The 19,508-nt window shown below is 75.1% G+C and carries 20 protein-coding genes; 5 read left to right on the top strand and 15 right to left on the bottom strand.

Features of this window, described 5'->3' with window-relative positions; all coding sequences use genetic code 11:
- Positions 1–75: 75 nt before the first annotated feature.
- Positions 76–1,410, bottom strand: a complete 1,335-nt coding sequence (locus tag IR170_RS14580) for an AAA family ATPase (RefSeq protein WP_193665133.1) — start codon at positions 1,408–1,410, stop codon at positions 76–78.
- Between the two features lie 3 nt (positions 1,411–1,413).
- The gene (locus tag IR170_RS14585; protein ID WP_193665135.1) at positions 1,414–2,010 is read right to left on the bottom strand and encodes a hypothetical protein; all 597 of its coding nucleotides are present in this window, start codon (positions 2,008–2,010) and stop codon (positions 1,414–1,416) included.
- Between the two features lie 218 nt (positions 2,011–2,228).
- On the opposite strand from IR170_RS14585, the gene IR170_RS14590 reads away from it, so the two are divergent.
- Positions 2,229–2,468, top strand: coding sequence for a helix-turn-helix domain-containing protein (locus IR170_RS14590; protein WP_056862290.1), 240 nt, complete (start codon positions 2,229–2,231; stop codon positions 2,466–2,468).
- A 46-nt stretch (positions 2,469–2,514) separates the two neighbouring features.
- Here the strand turns inward: IR170_RS14590 and IR170_RS14595 are convergent, their stop codons facing one another.
- From IR170_RS14595 to sigE, 3 genes are all read right to left on the bottom strand, one after another.
- Positions 2,515–3,927 carry a S1C family serine protease gene (locus IR170_RS14595; RefSeq protein ID WP_193665138.1) on the bottom strand — a complete coding sequence of 471 codons (1,413 nt, stop codon included), beginning with the start codon at positions 3,925–3,927 and terminating at the stop codon, positions 2,515–2,517.
- A 136-nt stretch (positions 3,928–4,063) separates the two neighbouring features.
- The gene (locus tag IR170_RS14600) at positions 4,064–4,672 is read right to left on the bottom strand and encodes a zf-HC2 domain-containing protein (protein ID WP_193665140.1); all 609 of its coding nucleotides are present in this window, start codon (positions 4,670–4,672) and stop codon (positions 4,064–4,066) included.
- Positions 4,669–5,304, bottom strand: coding sequence for an RNA polymerase sigma factor SigE (gene sigE / locus IR170_RS14605; RefSeq protein WP_193665143.1), 636 nt, complete (start codon positions 5,302–5,304; stop codon positions 4,669–4,671). The genes IR170_RS14600 and sigE overlap by 4 nt, the downstream gene beginning before the upstream one ends.
- Positions 5,305–5,717: 413 nt before the next feature.
- Here sigE and IR170_RS14610 point away from each other — a divergent pair, with 413 nt between their 5' ends.
- Positions 5,718–6,359: an O-methyltransferase gene (locus IR170_RS14610; RefSeq protein WP_406603384.1), complete on the top strand. Its 642-nt coding sequence runs from the start codon at positions 5,718–5,720 to the stop codon at positions 6,357–6,359.
- A gap of 186 nt (positions 6,360–6,545) precedes the next feature.
- On the opposite strand, the gene IR170_RS14615 is transcribed toward IR170_RS14610, so the two are convergent.
- The 7 genes from IR170_RS14615 to IR170_RS14645 all read right to left on the bottom strand — a co-directional run bounded on the left by IR170_RS14615 (position 6,546) and on the right by IR170_RS14645 (position 11,724).
- On the bottom strand, positions 6,546–8,150 hold the full coding sequence (locus IR170_RS14615) for a leucyl aminopeptidase family protein (protein WP_193665145.1): 1,605 nt from the start codon (positions 8,148–8,150) through the stop codon (positions 6,546–6,548).
- Positions 8,151–8,157: 7 nt separating this feature from the next.
- Entirely contained in the window at positions 8,158–8,325 is a 168-nt protein-coding gene (locus tag IR170_RS14620; RefSeq protein WP_082499897.1) for a DUF3117 domain-containing protein, read from the bottom strand.
- 230 nt (positions 8,326–8,555) lie between these two features.
- Complete coding sequence (locus IR170_RS14625) at positions 8,556–8,978, bottom strand: hypothetical protein (RefSeq protein WP_193665147.1); 423 nt, start codon at positions 8,976–8,978, stop codon at positions 8,556–8,558.
- 15 nt (positions 8,979–8,993) lie between these two features.
- Positions 8,994–9,422 carry a DivIVA domain-containing protein gene (locus IR170_RS14630; RefSeq protein ID WP_193665149.1) on the bottom strand — a complete coding sequence of 143 codons (429 nt, stop codon included), beginning with the start codon at positions 9,420–9,422 and terminating at the stop codon, positions 8,994–8,996.
- Entirely contained in the window at positions 9,422–10,153 is a 732-nt protein-coding gene (locus tag IR170_RS14635; protein WP_319805103.1) for an LOG family protein, read from the bottom strand. Before IR170_RS14635 ends, IR170_RS14630 begins: the two co-directional genes overlap by 1 nt.
- Positions 10,150–11,262 (bottom strand): succinyl-diaminopimelate desuccinylase, encoded by a 1,113-nt coding sequence (dapE, locus tag IR170_RS14640; RefSeq protein ID WP_056862283.1) that lies wholly within the window; start codon positions 11,260–11,262, stop codon positions 10,150–10,152. Before dapE ends, IR170_RS14635 begins: the two co-directional genes overlap by 4 nt.
- Before the next feature lie 288 nt (positions 11,263–11,550).
- Entirely contained in the window at positions 11,551–11,724 is a 174-nt protein-coding gene (locus tag IR170_RS14645) for a CsbD family protein (RefSeq protein ID WP_193665151.1), read from the bottom strand.
- Positions 11,725–11,873: 149 nt separating this feature from the next.
- On the opposite strand from IR170_RS14645, the gene IR170_RS14650 reads away from it, so the two are divergent.
- Together IR170_RS14650 and IR170_RS14655 are read left to right on the top strand one after the other, a co-directional pair.
- Complete coding sequence (locus IR170_RS14650; RefSeq protein WP_193665153.1) at positions 11,874–12,503, top strand: hypothetical protein; 630 nt, start codon at positions 11,874–11,876, stop codon at positions 12,501–12,503.
- A gap of 203 nt (positions 12,504–12,706) precedes the next feature.
- Positions 12,707–13,522, top strand: coding sequence for a TetR/AcrR family transcriptional regulator C-terminal domain-containing protein (locus IR170_RS14655; RefSeq protein ID WP_193665155.1), 816 nt, complete (start codon positions 12,707–12,709; stop codon positions 13,520–13,522).
- 10 nt (positions 13,523–13,532) lie between these two features.
- Here IR170_RS14655 and IR170_RS14660 read toward each other — a convergent pair whose 3' ends face one another.
- On the bottom strand, positions 13,533–14,201 hold the full coding sequence (locus tag IR170_RS14660; protein ID WP_193665157.1) for a VOC family protein: 669 nt from the start codon (positions 14,199–14,201) through the stop codon (positions 13,533–13,535).
- Positions 14,202–14,271: 70 nt separating this feature from the next.
- Entirely contained in the window at positions 14,272–17,589 is a 3,318-nt protein-coding gene (gene ileS, locus IR170_RS14665) for an isoleucine--tRNA ligase (protein ID WP_193665159.1), read from the bottom strand.
- A 482-nt stretch (positions 17,590–18,071) separates the two neighbouring features.
- On the opposite strand from ileS, the gene IR170_RS20015 reads away from it, so the two are divergent.
- Positions 18,072–18,785 (top strand): PepSY domain-containing protein, encoded by a 714-nt coding sequence (locus IR170_RS20015; protein WP_193665161.1) that lies wholly within the window; start codon positions 18,072–18,074, stop codon positions 18,783–18,785.
- A gap of 99 nt (positions 18,786–18,884) precedes the next feature.
- On the opposite strand, the gene IR170_RS14675 is transcribed toward IR170_RS20015, so the two are convergent.
- Positions 18,885–19,334: a MerR family transcriptional regulator gene (locus tag IR170_RS14675; protein ID WP_319805104.1), complete on the bottom strand. Its 450-nt coding sequence runs from the start codon at positions 19,332–19,334 to the stop codon at positions 18,885–18,887.
- Between the last annotated feature and the right edge of the window lie 174 nt (positions 19,335–19,508).

The raw sequence follows: 19,508 nt of genomic DNA on the forward strand, positions 1-19,508 counted from the left end.
GGGAGCTGCGGGCGCTGAGGGCGCTGCGGAGCACCGCATCGGTGGACGCACCGGTCGCCGGGTCGCGCCCGGTGCTCACCGGGCGCGTCGGCGCGCCCGCGTGCCCCGGCTCGAGCGGGCCACGGCGTGCTCGCGCGCCACGTCGGGGACGAGGGCGTCGGCGAGCGGCGCCAGGGCGCGCACGAGCGGGGTGTCCCCCGACTCGGTGAGCGTGCGACCCGCGACGAGGGCGCGGTCGACCCCGGCCCGGTCGTCGGGCAGGAAGTGCAGGCCCTCCACCCGGCCGAAGCCGGCCACCATCGCCGCCACGTCCTTCTCGCTCCAGCCGAGGGTCGCCCGCATCCGGTTGACCACGACGTGGACGGGGCGCCCCCCGGTGTGCTCGTGGAGCTCGGCCAGGCCGCGGGCCAGCCGGGAGAGGCCCACGGGGTCGGGCGTGCCCACCACCACGAGGGTGTCGGCCACGTCGACGGCGGCCAGGGTGAGGTGGTTGCGCCCCGGTCGCCCCGACAGCTCCGCACCGAGATCGCCCTCGAGGCTCGACCCGGTGTCGACCACCACCTGCGCCTGCTCCCTCCCGACCTCCAGCAGGTGCTCCAGGGCGCCGGCCCTCACCTCGGCCCAGCGGTCGGCACGCGGCAGGCCCGTCACCACCGAGAGGTGCGGCCCCAGGGAGCGCTGCACGCTGGCGAACCGCTCCTCGACCATGCCCGCCGAGGCCAGACGCGCCGCGGCGAGCAGGCCCGAGACCTCGTCGAGGATGCCCAGCTGCTGGGCCACCGCCCCTCCCTGGGGGTCGGCGTCGACCAGCACCGTGCGCGCGCCGCGCCCGGCCAGGACCGCCGCGAGACCGGCGGCGATCGTCGTACGACCCGGGGCGCCGGCGGGGCCCCACACCGTGACCACGCGGCCGGGCACCGACGGGGACGCGGGGGCCGCGGCGGGCCGGTCGCGCGCCGACTCGGGCTCCGGCGGAGCGGGACGCGGCGCGGTGGGGGTCGCGGCGACCGGGGCGCCGCCGCCGGCCGGGCGTGTGGGCGGCGGCTCCTCGGGCGCGGTGACCGCCTCGGGCAGGGAGTCGAGGCGGGTCTCCGGCACGATCGAGGAGATCGCGATGCGCGAGGCCCGCAGCCGGGCCGCCTCCGGGGAGAGCGCGGAGGGCACGACGGCGACCGGCCGCACGCCGTGGCGGCGCAGGTGGTCGACGGCGGCCAGGTCGAGGCCCGGGGAGTCCAGGCCGAGCACGGCGACGTCGGCCTGACCGGCGGCGGCCGAGGCGAGCAGGTCGTCGACGTCGACGCAGCGCTTGAGCACGACCACGCCGGGGCGGGCGTTGAGGTGCTGGAGCGCCGGGGACTCCCACGCCGCCCCGGAGGCGACGACCAGCACGACGGCGGTGCGGTCAGGCACGGGTCAGCCCCCCAGCAGCACGGTCACGACCGGGTCGCCCAGCGAGGCCAGCAGGGCGAAGTACCGGTCGGCCTGCTCGGGGCTCATCGCGAGGTCGAGACGCTGCTGGCCCGAGGCGGCGAAGCCCTCGGAGTCGGCGGCCACGCCCACCACCGAGAGGCCCTCGATGCGGCTCTCCTCGGCGTCGGCCGCTCCCGCCGCGCCCGCGTCGCCCTCCGCGAGCGCGCCGGCACCGTCGAGCACGTAGATGTCGACGACGACGCCGGGCCCGACCCCGCTCGGCACGAGCCCGGGGTCGACCGCGACGGGCACGACGCGCAGGTCGGCCTCCCCGGCCGGACCGGTGGCCCCGCGCGGCAGCAGCTCCCCCGCCCCGACCCCCCGCACCAGGGTCAGGTCGCCCGGCAGCTCCTCGTCGGCGCTCCAGTAGCGCGCGAGGTCGGTGTCGTCGGCGAAGCGCACCCGCTGCGCCTCGAGGTCGCCGGCGTCGATCCGCTCACCCGGGCCGAGGTCGTCGGCGGCCGCCCAGACCGCGACCGTCTCGTCGGCCGCGGCCAGCAGGCGCGCACCGAGCACGACGGAGCCCGCCACGATGGCCACCCCGATCCACAGCCGCGGGTCGCGCCATCCCGGTGACCGCGTGCGCTGCGCGGCGGGCGGCGCGAGGGCCGCCGACGGCTGGGGTGGTGACGGAGTGCTCCCGAGTTTCCTGGCCACGGCGCCATCATGCCCAGCGACGCCGGAGACAGACATCGTCTCTCCACAGGTCCGGACCACCGCTCGTGCCGCGCGTCGGAGGCAGGTGCGACGATGGGGTCATGGCGTCGCCTCGCTTCCTCACTCTCGCCGACGTGGCCGAGGTGCTCAACACCTCCAGCGCCCAGGTCTACGCGCTGGTGCGCCGCGGCGACCTGCCGGCGATCAAGATCGGCGGCCGCGGCCAGTGGCGCGTGGAGTCGGAGCAGCTGGAGCAGTTCATCGAGCGGATGTACGCCGAGACCCGCACGTTCGTCGACGAGCACCCCTACGTCGAGGCCGCCGAGCGCCCCGAGCCCTAGCGGTGGTGCCTGGCCGGGCGCCGCCAGGCGCCCGACGCCTCCGGGCTCAGCCGACCTCGGAGCGCAGCACGACGTCGACCTGCCGCTCCTCGCCGCCGCGCTGCACGGTGAGCTCGATGGTCTCGCCGGGCTGGTTCGAGCGGATGCTGACGATGAGGGCGATGCCGTCGGTGACGCGCTCGCCGTCGACCGCGGTGACCACGTCGCCCTCCTCCAGGCCGGCCTCGGCCGCGGCGCCGTCGGCCACGACCCGGCTGATCTCGGCGCCGTCGCCGCCCTGCCCGCCGGTCTGCACCTCGGCGCCGATGACGGGGTAGCTCGCCTCGCCCGTGCGCAGGATCTGGTCGGCGGTGATGCGCACCTGCTCGACGGGGATCGCGAAGCCCACGCCGATGTTGCCCGACTCCCCGCCCAGGCCGCCGCCGGTGGTGGCGATGGCGGAGTTGACGCCGACGACCTGGCCGAGCAGGTTGACCAGCGGCCCGCCGGAGTTGCCGGGGTTGATGGCGGCGTCGGTCTGCACGGCGTTGATGTAGGAGGACTGGTCGGCCGACTGGCCGGTCGTCACGGGGCGCTGCAGGGCGCTGACGATGCCCGCGGTCACGGTGGAGCTGAGGCCCAGCGGGGAGCCGAAGGCCACGACGGTCTCGCCCACGCGGAGCTTGCCGGACGCGCCGAGCGAGGCGGGCTCGAGCCCGGTGGCCTCCTCGCTGACGAGGACGGCCAGGTCGTAGACGGGGCTGCGGCCGACGACGGTGGCGTCGTAGCGGTTGCCGTCCTGGTCGACGATCTCGATCGGACCGCCGTCGTCGGCGGCGTCGGCCACGACGTGGTTGTTGGTGACGATGTGACCCTGCCGGTCGAGCACGAAGCCCGACCCGGTGGCGCCGCCGTCCTGGCCCTCGAACTCCGCGACGATCTGCACCGTGCTCGGCAGCAGGGCGTCGGCGACCGCCGCGACCGTGCCGTCCTCGGCGGCCAGCGGGGCCTCGGTGACCGTGTCGACGCCGGCGAGGCCGTCGGCGACGGTGCCGGGGGTGTCGTCGGAGCGCAGGTTCTCGTAGCCGACGCTGCCGGCCACGCCGCCGAGCACGCCCACCACCAGCGCGAGCACGGCGACCACGGGCCACACCCAGCCGCTCACACGTCCCTTGGTCGTCGCGTGGCGCGCGTGGGGCTGGCCCGGGTGAGCGCCGGGCTGGGCCGGCTGGCCCGCGAAGCCCCCCACGGGGAAGGGCGTCGTGCCGGGCGCGGGGTAGCCGCCCCACGGCTCGCGGTAGGGCGCCGGCTGCTGCTGCGGAGGCACCCAGGAGGGCGGGGTCGACCGGTCGGCGGGAGCGTCGTGGGGCGCCGGCGCCTGCCAGGACCCCGCCGGGTCGTGCGCGGCCGCAGGAGGCAGCGGACCCACCGGCTGCGTGGGCTCGCCGTCGGCCTGGCCGTGCTGGTGCTCGTCGTTCACCGCACCATCATGACCGGTGGCCCGCAACCGCTGCAGGCCCGGAGGGGTGGACCACCTCCGCGGCCGGCCGCGTCGGCGTCCGGCCGGGCGCGGGTCGGCGCCGGTCGGGAGCGGTGCGGGTCGGGCTCGGTGCGGGTCAGCGCCGGTCGGGGTCGACGGCGCTGGCCACCGACCAGCCCAGGGCGGGTCCGACCACCGGGCCGAGCCCGGCGGAGGCGATCGAGGCCACGGTGGCGGGCGCAGGATCGGCGGAGCGCGGCGAGGAGGTCGACGGGGACGCGGTGTCGACCGGCCGGTCGATCGAGGCCGCCGGCGGACGCCGGTCGCCGGTGGGCGCCGTGGCGGGCGCGACGCCCAGGGCGAGCACCCCGAGCACGGCCGCCCCGAGGGCGCCGCCACCCAGCGCGACGACGGCCGGGGCACGACGCGACCGGGCGGGCGGGTGCGACCAGCCGCGCGGGGCGACGCCCGCGGCGTGGTCGGCGCCGATGGCGCCCAGCGACGCGGCCGGTCCGGGCCCGGCGTACGGAGGGACGCCGAGGATGGAGCCCTTGAGCGCCGACGGCGCCGAGCCGGCCGGGTCGCCGGACAGTCCCGAGAGCCGGGTCTTGATCCAGCCCTCGCGCTCGACGAGGTCGCGGCAGGAGTGGCAGCTGTGCACGTGGGCCCAGGCGCGCTCCTCCTCCTCGCCCGACAGCTGGCCGTCGAGGAGGGCGCTGACGCGGGGGCCGAGGTGCCCGATCACCGCTGCGCCCCGCCGGAGACCTGCACCGCGACCGGCGGCGCGTCGGCGGCCGGACCGGAGTAGCGCAGGCGGCCGGCCGAGGGGGCGCGGTGGGACAGGGCGGTGCGGAGCATGGCGCGGCCGCGGTGGATGCGGGAGCGCACGGTGCCGAGCTTGGCGTCGAGGATCTGGGCGATCTCGTCGTAGGACAGGCCCTCGACGTCGCAGAGCACGACCGCGGCGCGGAAGTCGGGGGGCAGCGTGGCCAGGGCCCGCTCGATGTCGTCGTCGAACTGCTGGTCGGCGAAGGCCGCGTCGGGGGCCGGGGAGCTGCTGGTGAGCCGGTCGGCCCGCTCGTCGGAGAGGGCGTCGAAGCGGATCCGCTGCTTGCGACGCGCCTGGTCGAGGAAGAGGTTGGTGGTGATGCGGTGCAGCCAGCCCTCGAAGGTGCCGGGGGTGTAGGAGTCCAGCGAGCGGAAGACCCGCACGAAGACCTCCTGGGTGAGGTCCTCGGCGTCGTGGCGGTTGCCGGTGAGGCGGTAGGCCAGGCGGTAGACGCGGTCGGAGTGGCGCTCGACGACCTCGTCCCAACTCGGCACCTCCGGCGGCGTGTCGGACCCGACGACCGTGTCGTCGACCTGTCGAGCCTCCATCGCGGTCCCCTTCGACCTGAGCAGCATCGCGTCCTCCCCCACACCGTAGGGACCCTGTCTGAGGAAACCCTGTGAGCCGGTGCGCTTCGTGCCTCGTCCTGCTCAACGCGCTCGGGGGGCTGGGCGTTCCCGGCGCGGGTTTCACTAGCCGGCTGGCGAAACCCGCACCTGTCGGCCGACGCGTGGGCCGACAGGTGCGGGTCCGGGCCGACAGCTGTGACGGGTGGTGCCGGTGGTGCGGGCGGCGGGGCCGGCGGGTACGGCGGGCCGGGCGGCGGGACCGGCCGGGGCGGGCCCGCGCGCGGGGCGTCGCACCACCCGCACCGCAGGCGATAGGTTGGGCACCCCCACCGTGCCGCGCGGGGCACCCGCCCCGCCGGACCGTCCCTCAGGAGGCCGTCATCACCACCCCGATCACCGCAGCGAGCTGGTCCTACGCCGAGGCCCACGTCGCCGAGGACGAGGTGGTCTCCGCCGCGCGCGCCCGCGCCGAGGAGGTCGGCGTGGTCGCCATCAGCCCCGGCGGCGGCGCGGCCCTGCGCTTCCTGGCCTCGGTGCTCGACGCGCGCGCGGTCGTCGAGATCGGCACCGGCACGGGCGTCTCGGGCCTGTGGCTGCTGCGGGGCATGCGCTCCGACGGTGTGCTGACCACCGTCGACATCGAGGCCGAGCACCAGCGCCTGGCGCGCCAGGGCTTCTCCGAGGCCGGCATCCCCAGCCAGCGGGCCCGCACCATCTCCGGCTCCGCCCTCGACGTGCTCCCCCGGCTCACCGACGGCCACTACGACCTCGTCTTCTGCGACGGCGACAAGTCGGAGTACTCCGCCTACCTCGCCGAGGCCCTCCGCCTGCTGCGCCCCGGCGGCGTGGTGGCCTTCGACAACGCCCTGTGGCACGACAAGGTCGCCGATCCCGCCCAGCGCGACTCCGAGACCGTCGCCATCCGCGAGCTGGGCCGCGAGATCGCCGCCCACGAGGGCCTGCTCTCGGTGCTGCTGCCGGTCGGCGACGGCCTGCTGTGCGCCAAGAAGGTCTGGGACCCCGCCGCGGTCTGACCGACCCGTACGCCGCTGGCGCCCGACCGCCCGCGCCCCCGACCCCGCGGGCCGGCCGGGCCCGCGCGCACCCCGGGCGCGCGCGCCGGTCCTGCGCCGATCCTGCGCCGGTCGGAGCCCGCGACGGGCCCGACCGCATGCACCAGCGCCGCCGGTCGCCGGGGGCGTGCAGCCCCCGGGCGGGCCTCAGGCCCCGCGCACCCCGGCGAGCGGGTCGTCGCCGCCCAGCCAGGCCAGCAGGGTGCGGGCACCGAAGCCGGTGGGGCCCGCGGTCCACTCGTGGAAGTCGGAGGGGGCGTCACCGGCGGAGGCGATGTCGAGGTGGGCCCACGGCACGTCGCCGACGAAGTGCTGGAGGAAGAGCGCGGCGGTGATGGCGCCCGGCCCGCCGCCCGCGTTGTCGGCGTCGGCGACCTTGGAGGCGATCTTCTCCTCGTAGACCTCGGCGAGCGGGAAGCGCCAGAAGGGCTCGCCCGCCGACTCGGCGGCGTCCTCGAGCGCACCGGCGAGGGCGTCGTCGTTGGCGAAGTAGCCGCCCGTGCGCTGCCCGAGCGCGACCTTCATCGCCCCGGTGAGGGTGGCGACGTCGACCATGGCGGCGGGCTCGATCTCGGCGGCGGCGTAGGCGAGGGCGTCGGCCATGACCAGGCGGCCCTCGGCGTCGGTGTTGGTGACCTCGGAGGTACGTCCGCCCCAGTGGCGCAGCACGTCGCCGGGTCGCACGGAGTCGCCGGAGACGGCGTTCTCGGCGGCGGGCACGAGGCCGACCACCCTGACCGGGCAGCCGACGGCGCCGAGCGCGGCCATGGTGGCGATCACGACGGCACCGCCGGTCATGTCGCGCTTCATCGTCGTCATGGCCTCGCCGGGCTTGATCGAGAGGCCACCGGTGTCGAAGGTGATGCCCTTGCCGACGAGCACCACGGTCGGGGTGCGGCGCGACGCGCCGTCGGGGGTGTAGTCGAGCCGGATCAGCCGCGGCGGCGTGGCCGAGGCCTGACCGACGCCGACGATGCCGCCGAAGCCCTCGGCGACGAGCTCGCGCTCGTCCCAGACGCGTACGGCGAGGCCGGCCTCCTCGGCCGCGGCGACGGCCTGGTCGGCGAGCCAGGCGGGGCTCTTGAGGTTGGAGGGCACGGTGGCCAGGAGCCGGGCGCGCCACCCGGCGCCGCCGACGGCGATGGCGCGGGCGAGCACATGGGCCTCGGAGTCGGGCAGGTCGGTGAGGACCACCCTCTCGACGGGGCCCTGAGCGGGCGGCTCGGACTTCCAGTGGAAGACGAAGGAGCCCAGCATCAGGCCGACCACGAAGGCCTCGAGGCCCGCGGAGTCGGCGACGGCCGGCACGGAGGTGGCCACGGCCGAGCGACCCTTGGTCGCCCGGGCGAGCGCCGCGCCGGCGCGGCGCAGGTCGGTGGGGCTCTGCTTGCCGGTGCCGACGAGCAGGACCGAGCGGAGCTCGGCGTTGTCGGGGCCCCCCAGCGGCACCGGCAGACGGGTGATCTCCCCTGCCCTGCCGGTGGCCCTCTCGGCCTCCAGCAGGGCGATCAGGTCGACGCCGAGCAGCTCGGAGAGCTCCTCGGCGCCCGGACCCAGCAGCAGCCGGGGCCCGGGGTCGTCCGCACGGCGCTCGCCGGCGTCGCGGTCGTCCTCGTCGGCCTGCAGGACCGGGAGGGCGACCACGTCGACGCCGAGGATCGCGTGGGGGCCGAGGTCGCTGAGCGCGAACCCCGGCGGGGTGACCTGGGTGGGGAGGGTGTGACCCGCTGTCGGAGCCGTCGTGGGGGGCATCAGCCGATCAGCCGACGACGTCCTTGAGGGCGTCGCCGAGATTCCCGGCCTCCTCGGCGTTGAGCTCGACCACCAGTCGGCCACCACCCTCGAGCGGGACGCGCATGACGATGCCGCGTCCTTCCTTGGTGACCTCCAGCGGACCGTCGCCCGTCCGCGGCTTCATCGCCGCCATCCGGCACCTCTTCCCCACATGTCGTGAACTCAGGTGTGCGCGCCGGGGTCGCGGGTGCGTCCCGGTCGTGCGTGACCATTATCCCCCATGGACCCTCCGACCGGGAGCACCGCCTCGTGGTTGGTCACGGCCGCGCGCTCGCGGACGCCGCTCGCGACCGTCCTCGTGCGCCCCCGCGCGGGCCTCCGCGCGGCGAGCCGGTCCTCCCGCGACGCCGGCCGGGGGCGGCCTCAGACCGCGGAGCTGACGTAGGCGTAGGTGAACACGACGACCCCCGCGGCCATGCCGAGGTGGGCCAGCAGGGAGAGCCACGGTCCTCCTGCCCACGCGTCGGAGGTGCCCTCCCCCGCGTGGCGCCCCTTGCTGGGCAGCCAGCGGGCCAGCAGCAGCAGCCCGGCGCCGGCCACGACCCACCAGAAGCCGAGCGCGACGACCCCGACCAGTGCGCTGCCGGGCGCGGAGTCGTCGGGCGAGACCAGGAAGACCGTCCACACGACCAGTGCGAGGATCCCGGCGAGCAGGTGCACGGTGAGCAGCCGGCGCGGCACGACGTGGCGCCCGCCCCCTCCTGCGGCCCCTCCGAGCCGCAGCCTGGTCAGCACGACGACGAGCGCCGCGAGGGCGGTCAGGACGTAGACGACCGGTTCGAGCACGCGGGAGAGTGTGCCCTACGGCTGTGGGGCGTCGCCACGACCGCCCGCGGCCCGGTCGTGGCCACCGCCGTCGTACGGCGCAGCAGCGTCGCCGTCGTACGGCGCAGCAGCGTCGCCGTCGGCGGGCCCCTCTGCCTCCGCGGCAGCGACCTCACCCGCGGCGGTCCCACCGGCCCCGCCGGCCCCGTCGCGCTGGTCGGCGAGCTGGTCGGCGAGCTGGTCTGCGAGCCGGGCGAGCAGGGCGTCGACCTCGTCCATGCGGTAGCCGCGCAGGGCCAGGGAGAAGCGCACGCGTCGCAGGTCGTCGGGGCGCAGCGGTCCGGCCGCGGGCACGAGGGCGTCGGGCCGGTCGTCGTAGGCCGGGGCGAGCGGGGTGCCGCGGCCCGAGGCGACCACGGCGATCCCGCCCAGGAGGAGCACGCCGAGGACGGCGAGGAACCACATCACGACGCACGCTCCTCTCGGGCACGCACCATGAGGTCGACGGCCTCGTCGAGGTCGTCGGTGAGCACCATCATGTCGAGGTCGGCGGTGGAGATCTTGCCGTCGGCGAGCACGGTGTCGCGCAGCCAGGCCAGCAGCCCCGACCAGTAGTCGACGCCGAGCAGCACGACGGGGAAGCGGGTGACCTTCTGGGTCTGCACGAGCGTGAGGGCCTCGAAGAGCTCGTCGAGGGTGCCGAGGCCGCCGGGCAGGACGACGAAGCCCTGGGCGTACTTGACGAACATCGTCTTGCGGGCGAAGAAGTAGCGGAAGTTGACCCCGATGTCGACCCACTCGTTGAGGCCGGACTCGAAGGGCAGCTCGATGCCGAGCCCGACGCTGAGGCCGCCGGCCTCGCTCGCGCCCTTGTTGGCGGCCTCCATGGCGCCGGGCCCGCCGCCGGTCATCACGGCGAAGCCCGCGTCGACCAGGCGACGGCCCAGCTCCTCGCCCTGGGCGTAGGAGGGGTGGTCGAGCGGGGTGCGGGCGGAGCCGAAGACGCCGATCGCCGGGCCGAGCTCGGCCAGCGCCCCGAAGCCCTCCACGAACTCCGCCTGGATGCGCAGCACTCGCCACGGGTCGGTGTGGACCCAGTCGGAGGGCCCGCGGGAGTCGAGCAGGCGCTGGTCGGTGGTGGAGCCGTCGACCTGGTCGCGGCGCTGGATGACCGGACCCTTGAACTTGTGCCTCACGCGTCCTGCTCCCCGCCCTGCTCCCCGCGCAGCCAGGCGGCGAGCTGTCGCTCGCAGCGCAGCACCTGCTCGACCGGCACGTGCTCCTCCTGCTTGTGGGCCAGGAGCGGGTCGCCGGGTCCGTAGTTGACCGCCGGCACGCCCAGGGCGCTGAAGCGGGCGACGTCGGTCCAGCCGAACTTGGGGTTGGCCACGCCGCCGACGGCCTCGAGGAAGGCCTTGGCGGCGGGCTGGTCGAGCCCGGGCAGCGCGCCGGGGGCGGTGTCGGTGAGGGTGACGTCGTAGCCGTCGAAGAAGTCGCGCACGAAGGCCTCGGCCTCGGCCTCGGAGCGGTCGGGCGCGAAGCGGAAGTTGACCTCGACGACGCACTCGTCGGGCAGCACGTTGCCCGCGACCCCGCCGCGGATGAAGACCGCGTTGAGCCCCTCGTGGTACTCCAGGCCGTCGATGACCGGGCGTCGCGCCTCGTAGCCGGCGAGGCGGGCCAGCACGTCGGCGGCGCCGTGGATGGCGTTGACGCCCTTCCAGCTGCGCGCGGAGTGGGCGCGCTCCCCGCGGGTGCGGACCTCGACGCGCAGCGTGCCCTGGCAGCCGGCCTCGACCACGGCGTCGGAGGGCTCCATGAGGATCGCGAAGTCGCCGGTCATCAGCTCGGGGTCCGACTGGGAGAGCTTGTGGAGGCCGTTGAACTCGGCGTCGATCTCCTCGGCCTCGTAGAGCACGTAGGTCACGTCGCGCACCGGCGCGGTCACGGTGGCGGCCAGGCGCAGGATGACGGCGTCGCCGCCCTTCATGTCGCAGGTGCCGAGGCCGTGCAGCAGGCCGGTGGCCTCGTCGAGACGGCTGGGCATGTTGTCGTTGACCGGCACGGTGTCGAGGTGGCCCGCGATCACGACGCGGTCGCCCAGGCCCAGGTCGGTGCGCGCCACCACCGTGTGGCCGCGGCGCACCACCTCCAGGTGGGGCAGGGCCCGCAGCGCCTCCTCCACCGCGTCGGCGATGTCGCGCTCGCCCAGGCTGACCGACTCGATGTCGCACAGCTGGCGGGTGAGGGTGACCGCGTCGGCGGTCAGGTCGAGCACGGGGGTCGTCACGGGCGTCTGCGGCATGGCGCTAGTCAACCAGCCGGGGCGCGCGCCGGGCCCGGGCGGCGCGCGACGCCCCGGCGTACGCCGGACGACCGGGCGGTGTCCGGACGCACCACGACCCCCGACGGCAGTCGGGGGTCGTGGTGGCTGCGCGCGAGCGGCGCTCGGTCGCGGAGGTCTCGGGGACCTCAGCGACCGCGCTCGCCCTGCTTGAGCTTGTCCTTGGCGAACTTGACCCCGAAGAGGGCCAGCAGCTTCCAGACCAGCCAGCCGAGCAGCTGGAAGATCGTGCGCTTGGGCTTGCCCACGTCAGCCCTTGAAGGCGTCCTTGACACCCTCGCCGGTCTTCTTGGCCGAGGCCGCGGCCTGGTCCTTCTTGCCCTCGGCCTCGAGCTTCTCGTTGTTGGTGACGTCGCCCACGGCCTCCTTGAGCTTGCCGGCGGCGTCCTGAGCGGCGTTCTTGGCCTTGTCGGCGATACCCATGGCTACTCCTTCGTCTGTGGCCCAGGTCGGGCCTTCGGGGTGAGCAGCCACGGCGGCCGCTCCGGTTGACTTACGTCGTAAGTCAGTTTCACCGTAGCCCCCCGGTCAAACGGGCGGCCCGGTCACCACTTCGACGAAAGCAGGACGCCATGACCGCCACCTCACCCCTCGGGTCCGGGCACGACCACAACCACGACGCGACCCCGACCGAGTCGCGCCGCGACGTCGTCGACCGCGAGCGCGAGCGCTTCGGGGGCATCAAGCCCTTCGTCGCCTTCTTCGGCTGGCTCACCGCCACCGGCATGGCCGTGCTGCTGACCGCCCTCGTCGCCGCCGCCGGCGCCGGCGTGGGCCTGGTCTCCAGCGCCTCCGAGGTCGCCGACGCGGCGACCGGCAACGGCCTGCAGGCCGAGGAGATCGGCTGGGCCGGCGTCATCCTGGTGCTGGTCGTCGTCTTCCTCTCCTACTACTCCGGCGGCTACGTCGCCGGCCGCATGGCGCGCTTCGACGGCATGAAGCAGGGCTTCGCCGTGTGGGCCTGGGCCGTCGTGGCCGCGATCGTCGTGGGCGTCCTGGGCGCCGTCGCCGGCTCGCAGTACGACGTGCTGGGCGACGTCAACTCCTTCCCGCGCATCCCGGTCGACGCGGGCGACCTCACCCTGCAGGCCATCGCCGTGCTCGTCGGCGTCGTCGTCGTCAGCCTGGTCGGCGCGCTGCTCGGCGGCCTGGCCGGCATGCACTTCCACCGCAAGGTCGACCGCGCCGGTCTCGGTCGCTGACCCGGCCGACCCCGGCTGACCCCGGCCGACCCCGGCTGACCACAGCCCCCGCACCGTCCCCGCGACTCCCCCCGGTCGCGTGCTCCACCCCGTCGTCCGGGCCCACCCTCCCGCCCACGCCACCGCGTGCCGGAGGGTCGGCCCGGACGACGGCGTCACCGCGGTCGTCGCTACCGTGGAACCCCCAGCCGAGGAGCACCCCCATGTCGCCCGCCGAGCACCCCGACCACGACCGGCCCGTCACCGACGCGGCCGCGGTCGGCCCTGCCCCCGGCGACGGCGCGGAGCCCCCGCTGCCCGACGCCGACGCGGCCATCGTGGCCGGCGGCGCACCCCCCTCGGCCCGCGTGCCGCTCGATCGCGACCGGATCGTCTCCGAGGCGCTGGTCTTCCTCGAGGAGGTCGGCCCCGGCGGACTCTCGATGCGCCGTCTGGGCAAGCGCCTGGGCGTCGAGGCGATGTCGCTCTACCGCTACGTGCCGGGCAAGGAGGACCTGCTCGACGCCGTCGTCGAGTCGCTCATCTCCGGCATGTACGCCGATCCCGAGGTGCTCAGCACCCCCGACAACGGCTGGCAGGACTTTCTGCAGCGCATGGCCCACGGGGTGCGGCGCGTGGCGCTCGCCCACATCCAGGCCTTCCCGCTCGTGGCCTCGCGCCCGCCCGAGGCGCCGTGGCTGCGCCCGCCGCTGCGCAGCCTGGACTGGGTGGAGTCGTTCCTGGCCGGGCTGACCTCCGAGGGCTTCAGCGACGCGGCCGCGGTGGCGGCCTACCGCTCGTTCACCAGTTTCCTGCTGGGCAACCTGCTGCTCGAGGTCGCCTCGCACGGCGCCGACATCGGCCCCCTCGACGTCGTCGACGACGGCGAGGAGGACAACGAGGCGCTGCGGCTGCACCCGACGGTGGCGCGGCTGCGCGCCGACCTCGCCCAGGACCACTCGGCCACCGAGTTCGAGGAGGCCCTCGAGCAGCTGCTCGAGCGGATCGCGGCCACGAAGGTCGAGCTCGCCGACGGCTGAGCGGTCCCGCTCAGGACTCGGGTGCGAACACGCAGAACTCATTGCCCTCGGGGTCGCCGAGCACCGACCAGTGCTCGGTCTCCCACCGCCGGTGCGCGCCCGCGGCGAGCAGGGCCTCGACGTCGCCGGTGACGTCCCAGTGCACCCGGTGCGGCACCGTGCGGGGCTCGGGCACCGCGTTGAAGTCCAGCGTCATCCGCTCGTCGGCGGCCACGCCGGCCACGGTCCACCAGCCGCCCTCGTCAAGCACGGCCTCGGCCCCGAGGACGTCCGCCCACCAGCGGGCCACGCGGCCCGGGTCGACGCAGTCGACCCCGATGCCGTGCAGGCGCACCGCCGGCGGCTCGTCGCGCTCGAAGGCGCAGAACTCGTTGCCCTCGGGGTCGGCCATCACGTGCCACGCGAAGCCGGTGTCGGCGGGCCGCGAGAGCACGCGCGCGCCCAGTGCGACGAGCTCCTCGACGGGGCCGGAGTCGAGGTCGAGGTGCAGTCGGTTCTTCGTCACGTGGGGCCGGTCGACGGCGTTGACCCAGATCGTGTGGCGCGGCGTGGGGCCGACCAGGTGGCGGTGCGTGGGGTCGTCGCGCTCCTCCAGGCCCGTCACCGCCGCCCAGAAGCGTGACTGCGCCTCCACGTCGACCGCGTCGAGGCACAGGTCCTTCCACGTCGCGAGCACCATGGGCCCACCCTGCCACGGGCCGGCCACGGGCCGGGGTCACCGGCCCGTGGCTCCCCGGCCCCGGCCGGGCTCAGGCGCGGGCGACGTGCACGCCGGCCTTCTCGCCGTCGCCGACCACCACCTCGGTGGCCCCGGTGGGCGTGCCGCCCTGGTCGGGGTCGACCACCGAGAACGACGTGGCCAGGGTCTCCCGCGCGATGAGGGCCTCGTGGGTGGCGGCGGCCCCGCGCACGGCCGGGCCGCCGGTGAGGGTCAGCGCGATCCGGTCGGAGACGTCCAGGCCGGCGTCGCGGCGCGCCTGCTGCACCGCGCGCACCAGGTCGCGCGCCAGGCCCTCGGCCGCGAGCTCGGGGGTGACGGCGGTGTCGAGCACCACGAAGCCGCCGCCGCGGGGCAGCAGGCCCACCGCGGTGGTGTCGTCGGCGGCGCCGGCGACGGTCTCCAGGGTGTACTCCCCCTCGACCAGCGCGAGACCGCCCGCGGTGACGGTGCCGTCCTCGGCCACCGACCAGTCGCCCGACTTCGAGCCCTTGATCGCGACCTGCACCTCGCGCCCGAGCCGGGGCCCGGCCGCGCGCGCGTTGACGGTGAGCCGCTGCGACACGCCGTACGACGCCGCCTCGGGCGCGTCGGCGCCCAGCAGCCGCACGGTCTTGACGTTGACCTCGTCGGCGAGGATCGACTCGAAGCCGGCGAGCAGCGCGGGGTCGGCCACGACCACGGTGAGGGCCGGCAGCGGCAGCCGGTTGCGCAGCTGGCCGGCCTTGCGCAGCGCGGAGGTGGCCGAGCAGGCGTCGCGCACCTGGTCCATCGCCGCGACCAGCGCGTCGTCGGCGGGCAGCTCCTCGGGCGTCGGCCAGTCGGTGAGGTGCACCGAGCGGCCACCGGTCAGCCCGCGCCAGATCTCCTCGGTGGTGAGCGGGAGCAGCGGGGCGGTCGTGCGGCAGACGACCTCCAGCACGGTGTGGAGGGTGTCGAAGGCCGCGGCGTCGCCCTGCCAGAAGCGCTCGCGGGAGCGGCGGATGTACCAGTTGGTCAGCACGTCGAGGAAGGAGCGCGTGACGTCGCAGGCCTCGGCGACGGCGTAGTCGTCGAGGGCGCCGGTCATCTGCTCGACGTACTGGCGGGTCTTGGCCAGCAGGTAGCGGTCGAGCGGGTCGGTGGAGGCGGTGGAGCGCTGCGCGGTGTAGCCGCCCTCGCCGGCGGCGTTGGCGTAGAGCTGGAAGAAGTACCAGCTGTTCCACAGCGGCATCATCACCTGGCGCACCGAGTCGCGGATGCCCTGCTCGGTGACCACGAGGTTGCCGCCGCGCAGGATCGGGCTCGACATGAGGAACCAGCGCATGGCGTCGGCGCCGTCGCGGTCGAAGACCTCGCGCACGTCGGGGTAGTTGCGCAGCGACTTGCTCATCTTGTTGCCGTCGGAGCCCAGGACGATGCCGTGGCTGACGCAGGCCGAGAAGGCGGGCTTGTCGAAGAGCGCGGTGGCCAGGACGTGGAGGGTGTAGAACCAGCCGCGGGTCTGGCCGATGTACTCCACGATGAAGTCGCCCGGGAAGTGGCCCTTGGCCGCGGCGGTGCCGTCGAACCAGTCGGCGTTCTCGAAGGGGTAGTGCACCTGGGCGTAGGACATCGAGCCCGAGTCGAACCACACGTCGAGCACGTCGGTGACGCGGCGCATGGTGGAGCGCTCGCCCTCGGGGCGCGGGTCGTCGGGGTTGGGGCGGGTCAGCTCGTCGACCCAGGGGCGGTGCAGGTCGCGCTCGCCGTCGGCGTTGCGGGGCAGGTCGCCGAAGTCGCGCTCGAGCTCGGCGAAGGAGCCGTAGACGTCGAGGCGGGGGTAGGCCGGGTCGTCGCTCTTCCACACCGGCACCGGGGAGCCCCAGAACCGGTTGCGGGTGATCGACCAGTCGCGGGCGTTCTCCAGCCACCGGCCGAACTGGCCGTCCTGGATGTGCTCGGGCACCCAGCGGATCTGCTGGTTGAGCTCCAGCATCCGCTCCTTGATCGCGGTGACCTCGACGAACCACGACGAGACGCCCTTGTAGATGAGGGGCTCGCGGCAGCGCCAGCAGTGCGGGTAGGAGTGGTCGTAGGTCTCGCGGCGCAGCAGGACGGTGCCGGCGGTGACCGCGCCGGCCTCCTCGCCGGTGGCGCCGCGGGTGGCCGCGCGCAGGTGGTCGATCACGTGGGGGTTGGCGTCGAAGACCTGCATGCCGGCGTACTCGGTCACCGGCGCGGTGAAGCGACCGTCCTTGCCCACCGGCATGACCGCCTCGATGCCCTCGCGGTCGGTGACCTCCTTGTCGACCTCGCCGAAGGCGCCGGCGGTGTGGACCACGCCGGTGCCGTCGGTGGTCGTGACGGCGTCGTCGGCGGCCACGACCCGGAAGGCGCGGTCGTGGTCGGCGTAGTAGGAGAAGGGCGGGGTGTAGGTGAGGCCGACCAGGTCGGCGCCGCGGCGGCGGGCGAGCACGACCGGCTCGTCACCGAGCTCGCGGGCGTAGGCGCCCAGGCGGGCCTCGGCCAGCAGGTAGCGCGCGGTCGCCTCGGTGCCGGGCACGGGCGCCTCGACGACGACGTAGTCGATGTCGGAGCCGACCATGACGGCGAGGTTGGAGGGCAGGGTCCACGGGGTGGTGGTCCAGATGAGCACCTTCGCGCCGTCGAGCTCGGCGTCGCCCTCGACGCCCTCGCGGGCGTGGACGGTGTAGCCGACGGTGACCGCGGGGTCCTGGCGGTTCTGGTAGACGTCGTCGTCCATGCGCAGCTCGTGGTTCGACAGCGGCGTCTCGTCGTTCCAGCAGTAGGGCAGCACGCGGAAGCCCTCGTAGACCAGGCCCTTGTCGTGCAGGCTCTTGAAGGCCCAGATGACCGACTCCATGTAGTCGGGGTTCATCGTGCGGTAGTCGTGGTCGAAGTCGACCCAGCGCGCCTGGCGGGTGACGTAGTCGCGCCACTCGCCGGTGTACTTCATCACCGACTCGCGACACGCGTCGTTGAACCTGTCGATGCCCATCTCGACGATCTCGTCGGTGGTCTTGATGCCGTTGAGCCGCATCGCCTCGAGCTCGGCGGGCAGGCCGTGGGTGTCCCAGCCGAAGCGGCGCTCGACGCGCTTGCCGCGCATCGTCTGGTAGCGCGGCACGAGGTCCTTGACGTAGCCGGTGAGCAGGTGGCCGTAGTGCGGCAGCCCGTTGGCGAAGGGCGGGCCGTCGTAGAAGACGAACTCCCCCGAGCCGTCGTCGCCGGCGCTGCGCTGCTCCACCGAGGCCTGGAAGGTGCCGTCGGCGGCCCAGTAGGCCAGCACCTTCTCCTCGATCTCGGGGAAGCGCGGCGCGGACGGGACGGCGGCCTGGCCGGCCGTGGAGACCTGGGGATAGGTCATCGGGGTCATCTCCTGCGGTGCGTCGGGTCGTGGGCTGCCTCACCACGAGGACGACTCCCTGACGGGGACCGCGGTACCACCTCGCTTGCCCTGCCGCGCCGTGCGCGCCGGTGGGCGCGTGCGTCGGGCGGGGCCGCTCGTTGCGGGCTGTGACGGGCCTACCCGTCCGGGTCTAGTGAGGTCGCGCGGTCGGGGACCGCGCGGCCCGTTCTTCCGGAGGCTCGCCGCTGATGACGGCTCGAGCGCCTGTGCTCCCAGGGTAGCCAGCCGGGCCCGTCCCCGGCCAACCGGTTCCCCGTCGCCCCCGCCGTACGTCGCACCGCTCGGCTCCCGCGGTGGTCCGGCGGGGGCCGGCGGGGGCCGGCGCGCGTCTTAGCGTCGCCTTGACCTTCCCTTGGAGCCGCGTTGGTGCGCACCGCCGCAGAGTGGTGCCTGTGCTCGAGGAGACCTCGAGGAAGACCACCCCGATCCAGGAGACGACCATGACGAAGACCGTCCGCACCACGACCGCCACCCTCACCGGCCGCACCCCCGGGCGTCGCCTGCGCCGCAGCCTCGCCGTCGCGGCCGTCGTCCCGCTGGCCCTCGGCCTCGCCGCCTGCGGCGACTCCGACGACGACAACGACGACGTCACCGCCCCGGCGCCCACCGCCACCGTCACCGAGACCGCCTCGGCCTCGCCGTCGACCGGCTCCTCCGACGACGCCTCCGACGACGCCTCGACCGGCGGCTCGGCCGGCGGCTCCGGCGACGAGCGCGCGCTCCTCGCCGCCGCGGCGACCGCCGTCGGCTCGGTGCAGGGCAGCACGCTCTTCTCCATCGACCGCGACGACGCCGGCGGCTGGGAGATCACCGTCGTCGACGGTCAGGGCGTCGAGAACGACGTGGTCGTCTCCGCCGACGGCTCCTCGGTCGAGCGCGGCCCCGACGTCGACCAGGACGACGCCGACGACCAGGACGACCTCGCCGAGCGCCAGCAGCTGCTGAACGACGTGCAGGTCGACTACCGCCAGGCCGTCGAGGCCGCCCGCGGCGAGGTCGCCGGCGGCGTGGTCGAGGACGTCGACCTCGACCTGGAGAACGGCGCGGCCGAGTGGGAGGTCCAGGTGCAGGACGGCACCACCGAGCAGACCGTGCGCATCGACGCCGTCTCCGGCGACGTCAGCGGCACCGAGACCGACAACGACGACGACTGACCGCACCCCCGCGCCCTCCGGGCGCCCCCCGGCCGGACCGGGCCCGTCGCTGCGTGACGGGCCCGGTCCTTCGTCGTCCGGCCCCGGCGGGGTGGGTCGTCAGGGGAGGTGGCGGCCGAGGAGGTCGAGGAACTCGTCGGCCATGGCGAGCTGCCGCACGAGCTTCTCGCGGCGGGCGGCCGCCTCGGCCTGCACGGCGGCGAGCCGCTCGCGGGCCGCGGCTCGCGGGGCGCCGGGGCCCGTGTCGGGGCCGGGGCCCTCCTCGGCGAGCAGGTCGAGGTCGGCCAGGGCGGCGCCCATCTCCTCGAGACTGAAGCCGAGCGGCTTCATGCGGCGGATGAGCAGGATCCGCTCGACGTCGCGCTCGGTGTAGAGCCGGAAGCCGCCGTCGGTGCGGCCGGAGGGGCGCAGCAGGCCCACCTCGTCCCAGTGGCGCAGGCTGCGCAGCGACAGGTCGGTGCGGGTGGCGACCTCACCGATGTGCATGGCGCGCGTCTCCGGGATCGGGTCGGACGGGTCGGCCGCGGGGCCGGCGGTCTCCTCGCTCACCTGGGTCTCCTCGGTCGGTGGGTGTGCTCACTCAGGCGTCGAGCGGGAGCGATTGCAACTCTACCCTCACGTAAGGGTAGGGTTGTGCTCAGACTTCCGCCGGCGACGACGCCGGCAGCGCGCCCGGCGCGCACCACCCTCCCATCCCGTCCATCGACGCCCCAGACCGCCCGC

Origin of the sequence: Nocardioides kribbensis (assembly GCF_015070375.1) — a bacterium.
Classification (GTDB): Bacteria; Actinomycetota; Actinomycetes; order Propionibacteriales; family Nocardioidaceae; genus Nocardioides; species Nocardioides kribbensis.